The sequence below is a fragment of the Streptomyces sp. NPDC059455 genome (assembly GCF_042750115.1).
Taxonomy (GTDB): domain Bacteria; phylum Actinomycetota; class Actinomycetes; order Streptomycetales; family Streptomycetaceae; genus Streptomyces; species Streptomyces endocoffeicus.
Map to the genome: position 1 here is coordinate 32693 of NZ_JBHYVB010000005.1, position 11116 is coordinate 43808.

6 protein-coding genes, 1 tRNA gene and 4 pseudogenes (1 of these 11 only partly in view) are annotated in these 11116 nt (G+C 68.4%); 4 read left to right on the top strand and 7 right to left on the bottom strand.

Going from position 1 to position 11116, the window contains the following annotated elements; translation table 11 throughout:
* Positions 1-33 precede the first annotated feature (33 nt).
* The 4 genes and pseudogenes from ACFXB5_RS03040 to ACFXB5_RS03055 form a co-directional block, all read right to left on the bottom strand.
* On the bottom strand, positions 34-1326 hold the full coding sequence (locus tag ACFXB5_RS03040; protein ID WP_201851301.1) for a homoserine dehydrogenase: 1293 nt from the start codon (positions 1324-1326) through the stop codon (positions 34-36).
* Positions 1327-1562: 236 nt separating this feature from the next.
* Complete coding sequence (gene lysA / locus ACFXB5_RS03045; protein ID WP_385201807.1) at positions 1563-2963, bottom strand: diaminopimelate decarboxylase; 1401 nt, start codon at positions 2961-2963, stop codon at positions 1563-1565.
* A 38-nt stretch (positions 2964-3001) separates the two neighbouring features.
* Complete coding sequence (gene nrtL, locus ACFXB5_RS03050; RefSeq protein WP_385201809.1) at positions 3002-4024, bottom strand: ArgS-related anticodon-binding protein NrtL; 1023 nt, start codon at positions 4022-4024, stop codon at positions 3002-3004.
* 209 nt (positions 4025-4233) lie between these two features.
* Positions 4234-4714: pseudogene (locus ACFXB5_RS03055) on the bottom strand (response regulator).
* A 169-nt stretch (positions 4715-4883) separates the two neighbouring features.
* Between ACFXB5_RS03055 and ACFXB5_RS03060 the strand changes: the two are divergent.
* Both ACFXB5_RS03060 and ACFXB5_RS03065 read left to right on the top strand, forming a co-directional pair.
* Positions 4884-4955 (top strand) — tRNA-Arg (locus ACFXB5_RS03060).
* 811 nt (positions 4956-5766) lie between these two features.
* A pseudogene (locus tag ACFXB5_RS03065) lies at positions 5767-5955 on the top strand (helix-turn-helix transcriptional regulator); the annotation flags it as partial.
* Positions 5956-6401: 446 nt separating this feature from the next.
* Here ACFXB5_RS03065 and ACFXB5_RS03070 read toward each other — a convergent pair.
* Together ACFXB5_RS03070 and ACFXB5_RS03075 are read right to left on the bottom strand one after the other, a co-directional pair.
* Positions 6402-6581: pseudogene (locus ACFXB5_RS03070) on the bottom strand (SWIM zinc finger domain-containing protein); the annotation flags it as partial.
* 113 nt (positions 6582-6694) lie between these two features.
* Complete coding sequence (locus tag ACFXB5_RS03075; RefSeq protein ID WP_385201811.1) at positions 6695-8128, bottom strand: ATP-binding protein; 1434 nt, start codon at positions 8126-8128, stop codon at positions 6695-6697.
* Between the two features lie 562 nt (positions 8129-8690).
* Here ACFXB5_RS03075 and ACFXB5_RS03080 point away from each other — a divergent pair.
* Positions 8691-9380, top strand: a complete 690-nt coding sequence (locus ACFXB5_RS03080) for a hypothetical protein (RefSeq protein ID WP_385201813.1) — start codon at positions 8691-8693, stop codon at positions 9378-9380.
* Between the two features lie 286 nt (positions 9381-9666).
* On the opposite strand, the pseudogene ACFXB5_RS03085 reads toward ACFXB5_RS03080, so the two are convergent.
* A pseudogene (locus ACFXB5_RS03085) lies at positions 9667-9821 on the bottom strand (AAA family ATPase); the annotation flags it as partial.
* Between the two features lie 473 nt (positions 9822-10294).
* On the opposite strand from ACFXB5_RS03085, the gene ACFXB5_RS03090 reads away from it, so the two are divergent.
* Positions 10295-11116, top strand: partial view of a TIGR02677 family protein gene (locus tag ACFXB5_RS03090; RefSeq protein WP_385201815.1) — the 5' portion only. It continues 120 nt past the right edge of the window; only the first 822 of its 942 coding nucleotides appear in the window; it begins with the start codon at positions 10295-10297; its stop codon lies off the right edge, out of view.

An 11116-nucleotide genomic window follows, 5' to 3' on the forward strand; every position in this document is an offset into this window, starting at 1 on the left:
CTGCTCGCCCACGACTCATCCTCCAGTCGCCCTCTACTCGCCCTCGACCCGCATGATGCTCGCGACATCGCGGACGGTATCGAGCCGACGGAGCGCCTCCACGGTCGACGACAGCGCGGCGTCGCTCGCGCGGTGGGTCACGACGACGAGGGACGCCTCGCCGTCCTTCCCCTGCTGGCGGACCGTATCGATGGACACGCCGTGCTCGGCGAAGACTGTGGCGACCTGCGCCAGAACTCCCGGTTTGTCGGCGACGTCCAGGCTGATGTGGTAGCGAGTGACCACATCGCCCATCGGGCTCACCGGGAGCCGGCTGTAGGCGGACTCCCCGGGTCCGGTGGCGCCCGCCAGCTTGTTGCGGGAGGCGGCGACGAGGTCGCCGAGGACGGCCGAGGCGGTCGGCGAACCGCCCGCACCCGGCCCGTAGAACATCAGCTGCCCCGCGGCGTCGGCCTCCACGAAGACCGCGTTGTACGCCTCGCGGACCGAGGCGAGCGGGTGGCTCAGCGGAATCATCGCCGGGTGCACCCGCGCGGTGACCGACTGGCCGTCGGCGGCCCGCTCACAGATCGCGAGCAGCTTGACCGTACAACCCATGCGCTTGGCGGAGGCGATGTCGGCGGCGGTCACCTCGGTGATGCCCTCGCGGTGCACATCGTCGAGGGTGACCCGGGTGTGGAAGGCGATCCCGGCGAGGATCGCGGCCTTCGCGGCGGCGTCGAAGCCCTCGACGTCGGCGGTCGGGTCGGCCTCGGCGTAACCCAGGGCCGTGGCCTCGTCCAGCGCCTCGCTGTAGCCGGCGCCGCTGGAGTCCATCCGGTCGAGGATGAAGTTGGTGGTGCCGTTGACGATGCCGAGGACACGGTTGACCTTGTCGCCCGCGAGCGACTCGCGCAGCGGCCGCACCAGCGGGATCGCCCCCGCGACCGCGGCCTCGTAGTAGAGGTCCGCACCGCGCTGCTCGGCCGCGGCGTGCAGCGCCGCGCCGTCCTGGGCGACCAGCGCCTTGTTCGCGGACACCACGCTCGCGCCGTGGTCGAAGGCGGTGGTGATGAGGGTGCGGGCGGGCTCGATCCCGCCGATGACCTCGACCACCACATCGATGTCCCCGCGTTTGACCAGGGCCGTGGCATCGGTGGTCACCAGCTCCGCCGGCACCCCCTCCCGGACCCGGCCGGGACGGCGCACGGCGATCCCGGCCAGCTCGACCGGGGCCCCGATGCGCGCCGCGAGGTCGTCCGCCTGCGTCGTCATGATGCGCGCCACCTCTGAGCCGACCACTCCACAGCCCAGCAGCGCCACTTTCAGCGGACGCGTACGCATCATCCGACCTCGTCTCTCATCCATCGCGTTAATGCATCAGCGCGTTAGTGCACCAGTCTCATGCACTGGACGGGATTTCCTGTCCCGGGTCCAGTATCCGAGATCTATTTCTCGCTAGCCGATTCCCACCGGCGGATTGCCGCTGGCGGGCCCCACCAGCAGTCCCATACCAGCAGGTCCCGACCAGCGGATCCCCACCAACAGGCCCCCACCAGCAGGCCCCCACCAGCGGATCCTCGCTAGCCGACATCGAGCCGCAGCAGATCTTCCTCCGTCTCACGCCGGACGATCTCGCGCGCCTGCCCGTCCCGTACGGCGACGACGGGCGGCCGGAGCGCGTGGTTGTAGTTGCTCGCCATCGAGCGGCAGTACGCGCCGGTGGCGGGGACGGCGATCAGATCGCCGGGCGCCAGATCGGCGGGCAGAAAGGCGTCCCGTACGACGATGTCGCCGGATTCGCAGTGCTTGCCGACGACGCGGGAGAGCATCGGCTCGGCGGTGGAGGCGCGGGAGACCAGCGCCACCGAGTACTCGGCGTCGTAGAGCGCGGTACGGATGTTGTCGGACATCCCGCCATCGACGCTGACGTACGTCCGCAGCCCCGGCAGCTCCTTGACCGTGCCCACCTCGTAGAGCGTGAACGCGGTCGGCCCGACGATCGCCCGCCCCGGCTCGACCGACAGCCGCGGCACCGCGAGCCCGGCCGCGTCGCACTCCCGGTGCACGATGTCGCGCAGCGCCTTGGCGATCTCGTGCGGCTCGCGCGGGTCGTCCTCCGAGGTGTACGCGATGCCGAGGCCGCCGCCGAGGTCGATCTCGGGCAGCTCGACGCCGTGCTCGTCCCGGATCTCCTTCAGCAGCCCCACGACCCGGTGTGCCGCGACCTCGAACCCGGATGTGTCGAAGATCTGCGACCCGATGTGCGAGTGAATCCCGATGAGCTCGAGCCCGTCGAGCTTGAGCGCCCGCCGCACGGCCTCGGCGGCCAGCCCGCCCGCGAGCGGAATGCCGAACTTCTGGTCTTCGTGGGCGGTCGCGATGAACTCGTGGGTATGCGCCTCCACACCCACGGTGATCCGGATCTGCACCCGCTGGCGCCTGCCGAGCCGCTGGGCGATATGCGCGACCCGCACGATCTCCTGGAACGAGTCGAGCACGATCCGCCCGACGCCCTCCTCGACCGCCCGCTCGATCTCGGCTGTGGACTTGTTGTTCCCGTGCAGCGCGATCCGCTCGGCGGGCATCCCGGCGGCGAGCGCGGTGGCCAGCTCCCCGGCGGAGCACACATCGAGGTTGAGCCCCTCCTCGTTCAGCCAGCGCACGACGGCGCGGGAGAGGAACGCCTTCCCGGCGTAAAACACGTCGGCGTCCTCCTCCTGCTCCTGGAACGCCTCCCGCCAGGCCCGGCAGCGGGCCCGGAAGTCGGCCTCGTCGAGGAAGTACGCGGGCGTCCCGAACTCCTCCGCGAGCGTCTTGACGTCGATCCCGCCGACGGCCACGACGCCATCGGCGTTCCGGCCGACCGTACGGGACCACACGCGCGGATCGAGCTGATTGAGATCGGCGGGCGGCGCGGCGTAGTGCCCCTCGGGAAGGACATCGGCGTGGCGGGGCCCGGCGGGATGGGCGGAACGGCTCATGCTGTCTCTGCTGTCTCTCTCAAGGTCTTACACAAGGTCTACAGATGTTCGGGTGCGCTGATGCCGAGCAGATGCAGGCCGCCGGCGAGCACCGCCCCGGTGGCATCGGCAAGGGCCAGCCGGGAACGGTGGACGGCCGAGGGTTTGTGCTGGTGGGAGGAGTCTCCGGAGGGCAGGACCGGGCAGTCGTCATGGAACCGGTCAAGGAACCGGTCATGGAACCGGAAGAAGGCATCGGCGACGCCGACAAGATGCCGCGCGAGCTGATCGGGCGCACGATGCCGGGCGGCGGCCTCGATGATGCGGGGATGATCGGCGAGGAGGCCGAGAAGGCCGATCTCGGCGGGGTGGTCGTACGCCCCGGACGCGGGCTCGGGCGTGATGCCGAGCTGGCGCGCATTCCGCACGAGGGCGCGGGTGCGGGCGTATGCGTACTGAACCCGGAAGAGGGGGTTGTCCTCGCGCTGCGAGAGAAGCCGGGCAGGGTCGAGATCGGGCAGATCATGCCCGGCGGGCCGAAGCAACGCCCAGCGGGCGGCGTCGGGCCCGAGGGAGCGGAGCAGATCAGCCCCGGAGACCGGAACGGGCCGCACAACAGGCCCATGCCCAGGAACAACGACTCCCCCAACAGCGCCGACGAGCCCTCGCACCACATGAGCGAAGAGGGCGGCCCGCACCTCATCAGCTGACCCCAGCGGAACCGAAACCCCGGCAAGCGCCTCCCCGTGCCCGTAGCGAGACCCCTGGGAGAGGACGTCCCGCACAAGCTGAGCATGCGAATGGGCATCAAGGGTGATGTTGAGAAACCCAGGAGCGGCGACATCAACGCGGGCGATCCCGGGAGCGAGGACAAGCCGCCGCCGCAAAACCTCGGCGATAACGAGCGCATCCCCCTCCCCCCTGGCCAGCAGCAGGGCGACATTGGTGGCGTAATCCCCACACCCAGGCCGAGGCGGCGTCCGCACCTTCACCCGCTCCGGCACGGCAACGCACAGCTCGTCGTCCTCAACGGCACGACGCACGGTGTGCAGCACAGTGCGGGAGAGCTGGGCGGGAGTCACGGCACAAGCGTATGGGAGGAGGGGGGTACGAAAGCGAACCGGTTTCGCCCTTCGGACGAGCGCACAACGAGGAGGACGGGCCCCGGGCCCAAAGAGACCCGGGACCCGACCGAACCCACAAAAAACCCAAGCCCCGAACAGAACCGAAGCCCAAGCCCCCCGGGCCGAACCGGAAGGAAAAGGCAGAGGCCCGGGCCTGGGGCCCACCACTACCCGGTGGGCCCCACAACCGGCTCGGCATCACCAGGCGCGGCCGCACCGGCCGCCCCCTGCCGCATCAGCCGCCGCACGAGCTCGACAAGATCGACGGGCTCGAAGGGTTTCGCGAGGAAGGCATCGACGCCCAGCGCCTTCCCGCTGTCCATCTCGTACTGCGTACACGCGCTGATGATCGCGACGGGCACATGACACGTTCGAGCATCAGCACGCAGCCTCGACGCCGTATGCAGCCCATCAAGTCTGGGCATCACGACATCGAGAGTGATCACATCGGGCCGCACCTGGTGAACGATCTCCAGGCACTCGGCACCATCGGCCGCGGTCACGACCTCGAAGCCCTCCAGCTCGAGGTTGACCCTGATCAGCTGCCGGATGACCTTGTTGTCGTCGACGACAAGGACCCGGCCGGACAAGCCAGGCACATCCTGAAGAGTAGGCGCGCAGCCGCGGCTGCGTCCGGGTTTTCCCCACTTCCGCCCCGTGCGAGGGACCTTTCCCCAAGACCCCTGCGCCCCACCCTCCACATGCGGTATACGCCCCTCCACTCCCACATCCGCCCCCCCCGATAAACGTTCATGACCACCCTCTGCGAGCTGATAGTGTTCTACCTGTCGCCGCGAGACAGCAGCGACAGACGTAAGCCCCCGTAGCTCAGGGGATAGAGCAACGGCCTCCGGAGCCGTGTGCGCAGGTTCGAATCCTGCCGGGGGCACTCCGGGAAAGGCTCCTGACCTGCAGAAATACAGGTTGGGAGTTTTTGCGTTCACGCCAAAACGCACACGGTCTTTTGACCGTTGCCCTTTTCGGTACGGGCATCGCTCCACACGCTGTGAATAACCTCTTCCGCTGACAGATTTCCGCAGGTCAAAGACCCGCGGCGCGGCGTTTTGCGGTCTCGCCCACCAACACATATTGACCGCACCTCGTCGTGGGCATCGGAGCGCCGCTTTTCCGCGCACACTGCCCGTGACCTGCATTGATGTGGCTGACGTCACGCAGAAACGTAAGCGGTCTGGTGGGTCGTTGCCAATTCAGCCCGAGCAATGAGGGTCATGCCGTATTGATCTTGGCGCGCTCGCCGGGATGCCGCGACCTACATCGCCCACAGGGGGTGCCGAAAGCTCGAGCAGCAATGCCACTGCGGTTGCTGCTGCAGGGCCGACGAGGTCCAGGGTTCAGACAGCGAGCCGACTGCCGACCTTGCCGGCGACCTCGGCGTGGGCGAGGTACTCCACGATGCTGTGTGCCCGGTCGCGAGCGTTGAGGACGGCGAGGTCGGTCACTCCGCCCATCCAGTCATCGCCAAGCGGGCATCCGATGCTCACTGCGTCAGTCGGGCACCATGCGTTGAGCCAGTCCGCCACCTTGTCAGGGCGCTTCGGTCCGCCAGTGAGCAGCCTTCCGTGCACACACCGCGAGAGTTTGTAGCTGCCTCAGCTCGCGGCGGATCTCATGCTGAGGTCATGAGCCGCTCGGCGCAAAACAAGTTGCCATGAAGACTTCACTGAGGTTCTCTGGCCGGTATGCCGAGGCGTTTGCTGGCGATTGAGCACCCGAAGATCCGGACGCTGCGCGAGCGGGCTGGACTGACCCCACAGGAGCTCGCTGACCGCGTGGGAGTCACGTATCGCGTGGTCATGTACTGGGAGGAGGGCAGGTACGTACCGGAAGCCCGGAATGTGCGGCGTCTCGCCGATGCGCTGGGCTGCGCCACCGCCGAGCTCACGGGTACGCCGAGCGGAACCGAGACACTGGCCGACCTCCGGTATGCATCCGGTCTCACCGCTGAGCAGGTCTCAACCCGGCTGCGCGCCACTCCCGCCGGGAAGGATCTCTTCGTGGACGCCCACAAGATCCGCAGCCTGGAGCGGAACCGTCGGGTGTCCGGCTGGAATTGGAAGAAGACCGAATACACCGGCCGGCTCGTGCAGCAGCTCGCCGCCGTGTACGAAGTGCCGGTCCGCATGGTCATGGACGCCTGGATGCGTACGCGGCCGGCTGATGAACCCCCGAGTCTGCCCGACCGGGAACGGAAGGGCCCACCGGCTTCAGCAGTCGGCACCTGGGAGGACTTGAATGAGCGGCAGCGTGTCTATCTCGGCGAGATCATGCGGGATGACCGGATGACCGAGGCTGAGATGTGGATGCGTCGGCAGAACAGCCCACCTGGCCCGTCCAGCGTCAGCTCCACCTCGTACCGCTCCGTGCCATGGACACTCGCGGTGACCCAGCCGTCACCGACCTCGACCCCGGACACCGCGTCCAGGTAGCCGAGCCCGCGCTCGTAGGAGCGGGGGCCGGCCAACGCCCGCAGAGTCGACTCGCTGAACCCTTCCATGGCCTTCCTCTGCTCTCGTGCCGTCTGCTGACCCTGGCATCCGCCCTCTGGGGCGCCTGCCCGCCGGTTGCCCGGCGTCCGCCCTCTGGAGCGCTCGCCCGCCTTTTCCCCGGTTACTGCCACGCGCGGACCAGTTCTTCCGGGCCCCAGTGCGCCGCGAGCGGCAGGTCGTCCTCGATGCCGCAGCGTGAGACGGCGACGAGTGGGGTGTCCGGTTCGGCGCCGGGCACCGCGAGCATGTCCCGGGCCAGGGCGTCGTACTCGCGGCGGCCGAACGGATGAGACTCCAGCCACTTGATGGAGCCGATGAAGTGCACCGCCCCCGCGACCGGTTCGCGGTCGGCGCCGATCAGGTCGATCTCGGGGTTGTTCTGCCGGTTCCACCAGCCGCCGACCGCTTCCGTCTGGGGCCATCTGTCATCGGGGAGGAGGCGCAGCAACGACTCGCGGATGACCGGCTCGACCGCACGTCCTCGCCACGTGGTCCAGGACCGCTCGATGCGCTCCAGGGCCAGATCGCCGCGGCCGCGTTCGATGAGCGGGATTCCCCGCCGCAGGAAGGCCAGCCAGAACCGGAGATACGGGTCGGCGATCCGATAGCGCTTGTTCTTGGTATCGGGCTTCGTGGAAAGCGGGAGGTCGGTGGCCAAGATGCGCTTGGCCTGCAGGGTGTGCAGCAATGGCGACAGGGTCCCGGAGGGCAGGGCACCCGCGCCTCCGGCCTGTGCGGCGATGGTGGAGAAGGTCCGCTCGCCGCTGCCGACCGCCTCCAGCACCGCCCGCGAATGCGAGGCTTCGGGGAACTCGCCCAGGAGTGAGAGTTCGCCTGCCACCAGTAGCGGCGACAGAGGGTTGGCCACGGCCTCGCGTAGGAAGTCCGTACGGCCCATTCCCGGTCGCCACGACTGGACAATCTCGGGGAAGCCCCCCGTGATCAAGAGCGCGTCCACCGCGTCCGCCGCGCCCAGAGAGGTCATGGCCTGCACATCGGCCAGGTGCAGCGGCCGTACGGTCATCTTCGCGGCCCGGCCGAAGAACGGACGGCCGTACGACTGCAGCGCCTCCATCACCGACATGTCGCTGCCCACCAGGATCAGCAGCACCGGCTTGGCGGACAGGTGGCGGTCCCAGACCGTCTGCAGCGCCCCTTCGAATTCCTGGTCCTGCTCCACCAGCCAGGGCACTTCGTCGATCACCGCGACGCTCGGGGCATCGTCCGGAACCGCGACGGCCAGGGACCGCAGCGCCTGGTTCCAGTCCGCGGCGTGCAGCCCGGCCACCAGTTCCGCCCCGGGCAGCGCGGACTGCGCGAGCGCCGCGGAGAAGTCCGCCCGCTCGGCGACGGCGTTACGGCCCCGGGTCGCCTGGAAGACCACGTACGGAACACCGGACCGGTCACAGAACTCCTGGACCAGACGAGACTTCCCCACCCGACGCCGCCCCGTCATGATCACAGCCTGGCCCCGGGTGGCTCCCGCGCCCCCGGTCACGACGCCCAGTTGCCTGGTCAGGAGATCGAGGTCAGCGAGCCTGCCCTTGAAGTCCATCCCTGCCGTACCTCCGACCCCTATCAAACATAGTTTCGATCTTACGTAGATTGAATCTTACTTAGATGCTAGCTCGCTTCTTAGGGTGCCGCAGCCGACTCCGGCATCGATCGGGCCCGACAGACGCCCTGCCCCTGAAGTCGAGAAACGCCGGGCGCGGCAGGGAGCCGCGAGGGCGGCTCCCGTATGCAGCGGTCGAAGCACCGATCGGCTACGCGCTCGCTCGATTCACCGGGACGACCGCCTGGATCACCAGCTCACCGCCCACCACTGGGTCAGTTCGTCCGCATGCACCGGGCCCTTCGCCGGGGGCACCTCGCGCCAGGTGGACAGCCCCGAGTGCTGCCAGGCCATACGGGCGGGCCGCCAGCGGCGAAGCGACCTGATCGGGCGGGAGCGCCAAGCCTGGCACATCACGCCAAACCCGGTAGTAGGTGCACGAAGCGACGATCCCACCCCGCTCGTTGAAGAACAGCCGACCGTGGTCTCGGGAATACGTCCCGGAATCGACAGTCTGAGTGGGAAACTCCGTTGGGACGTAACGACCTAAGGAGTTCAAAGCATGGCAACAGATGCCCACGGTGGACCGGTTCCGGCAGCAGACATACGTGGGCAGCGAGTCCTCGACCTCCTGGACAAGGCCATCGACATCCAGAGCCCTCTGGTGCGCAAGAACATCGCCCGGGCCCGCCAGCGGAACCCAGAGGCGACACCAGCACAGGTAATCCGCAATCTGGAGCGGATGTACGTCAGCGCCTTGGCCGGGACGGGTGCTGCGGTCGGAGGAGCCGCAGCCGCGCCCGGTGTCGGTACGGGAGTCGCACTGGCACTGTCGGCAGGCGAGGCTCTGTCGTCTCTTGAGCTGACCGCCCTCTTCGCGCTCTCGATCGCCGAAGTCCACGGAGTCGCCATCGACGAGATCGAGCGCCGCCGAACGATCGTGATGGGAATCATGCTCGGCGGGACCGGCTCCACCACCATTGCCAAGGTCGCCGAGCGTACGGGACAACACTGGGGGCGTCAGGTTGTCGCCAAGGTGCCTGTCGAGACGTTACGTCAGATCAACCGGATCTTGGGGACGAACTTCGTCACCAAGTACGGGACCAAGCAGGGAATCATCGTTCTCGGTCGAGTGGCACCGTTCGGTATCGGCGCTGTGATCGGTGGTGGCGCCAACGCTGCCATGGCCACTCTGGCAGTGAGGGCCGGTCGTCACGCATTCGGCCCACCTCCGACATCGTGGCCATGCTGACGTTCGGAAGCGATCGATCGTTCAGGTGGGGCGGGCACGAGGAGTGTTGGACGGTTGCCAGCGCTCACTACCCCGGTATAAGCCGACTACTGCTCCACAGGTACCCGAGCATCCCGATCGGCCGCGAGCACAACCCGCACGAAAGGCGCAACTCGTCCCCCCGGAACGCCCATGGCCCAGCGGAGCGGGTGGAGGACCCTCGGCGAGTACAGGGGTCAGCGCGCGGGGAGGCCGTGGCGCTGGATGGCCGTAGCGGTTGCCGACTGATCGTCTCGGGAACGCCTCCGCGAATGATGTCGGCAAGGAAGTCGAAACCTTCAACACGTTCGACTTGCCCACGCCGTTCGGCCTCACCAGCACGGTCAGCGGACCGAGCGGGATGGTCACGTCGCGCAGGCTTCGGAAGTTCTCGACGTGGAGTTCGAGGAGGCGGCTGGGCATGGGATGAACCTATCCGGTAGGCGATCGCCGCGAAGACACATACCGCAACAGATCGGCCTTCGCCACGCATCGTCGTCGGCCGACGCCAAGGAGGCGATACGCACGACGGCACGTTTGCTGGTGGTCGTCTGGCCACACTGCGCGGCAGCCGGGCCACCGTTATCAGGATCTGACCGCGCGCGAACCGCGCCCTCACCTCCCGCGCGTGGCGGCGGTCGTACTGCGTCCGCCGGGTCTGTCAGTGGTGCGCCGTACGGTTTTCTTCGTGGCCGGCGATGTTTCTGGGGCGGAGCCGGCTGCCGAAGAGGTACGTCGTGTCGTCGTGCTCCCGATGGGAGGTCGGTGTGGTCCGCGAGCGACCGGTCGCTCCGCGCATGCGGGGTGTGACGCGTAAGCGGCCGGCAGGGCGTCCTGTCAATCCCCGCGGCGGGGATTTCCGCCCCGGTGTACGTGTCGGGAAGAATGCCGGGACGATGACGTCTCCAGCTTCCGGTCCGCGCGGCAGCGAGCACGCGCCGTTCATCCATCTGACCGTGCCGAACGCGGCCTTGTACCGTCAGGTGATGCGTGCGTTCCTCGCGGCGAAGGAGCGGTTCGCGGTGCATCTGCGGCCCGAGGACGTGCACGCCGCGCTGGAGCCGGAGCACCGGCCGCCCGATCCGGACGCGGTGGTGAAGGCGCTGGACAGCCTCGTGGAGTGGGGCAATCTGCGGGCGGATCCGGACACCTCCCGGGTCACCGCGGTCGAGGACTTCTACCGCAAGCGGTTCATCTACCAGCTCACGCAGGCCGGGGAGGCCGCCGAACAGGCGTTGTCGGTGTACGACGAGGCGCTGGGGCGGCGCGGTGCGCTGCAGGCGGTGGCGCTGCACGACATCGTCACGCAGCTGCGGGCCCTTCTGGTGATCGCGGCTGAGCGGGAGGAGGGCGGGCCGGACGCGGCGAAGGCGCATCTGGCGCTGTCGGCGCTGACGGGCCGGTTCGAGGCGCTGGCGGAGAACGCGCGGGCGTTCATGGGGTCGCTGCAGCGCACCATGGATCTGCACGGTGTGGAGGTCGAGGTGTTCCTCGCCTACAAGGACCGGCTGATCCAGTATCTGGAGCGGTTCATCCAGGATCTGATCACGCTGGGCGGGCGGATCGCGGTGCTCATCGGCGAGCTGGAGCAGGACGGGCGGGCCGGTGTGCTGCTGCGGCTGGCGGCGGGCCCGGGGGCCGCCCCCCCCCCGCCCCCCGAAGCCCAAAACGCCCAGGAGCAGGCGGATTATCGGGGGGCGGCGAACTGGTGGGGGCGC

What these genes read in the sequence shown, in the direction of transcription:
- ACFXB5_RS03040 (WP_201851301.1), bottom strand. Translation starts at nt 1,326, where the DNA reads ATGATGCGTACGCGTCCGCTGAAAGTGGCGCTGCTGGGCTGTGGAGTG.
- lysA (WP_385201807.1), bottom strand. Translation starts at nt 2,963, where the DNA reads ATGAGCCGTTCCGCCCATCCCGCCGGGCCCCGCCACGCCGATGTCCTT.
- ACFXB5_RS03075 (WP_385201811.1), bottom strand. Translation starts at nt 8,128, where the DNA reads ATGGACTTCAAGGGCAGGCTCGCTGACCTCGATCTCCTGACCAGGCAA.
- ACFXB5_RS03080 (WP_385201813.1), top strand. Translation starts at nt 8,691, where the DNA reads ATGGCAACAGATGCCCACGGTGGACCGGTTCCGGCAGCAGACATACGT.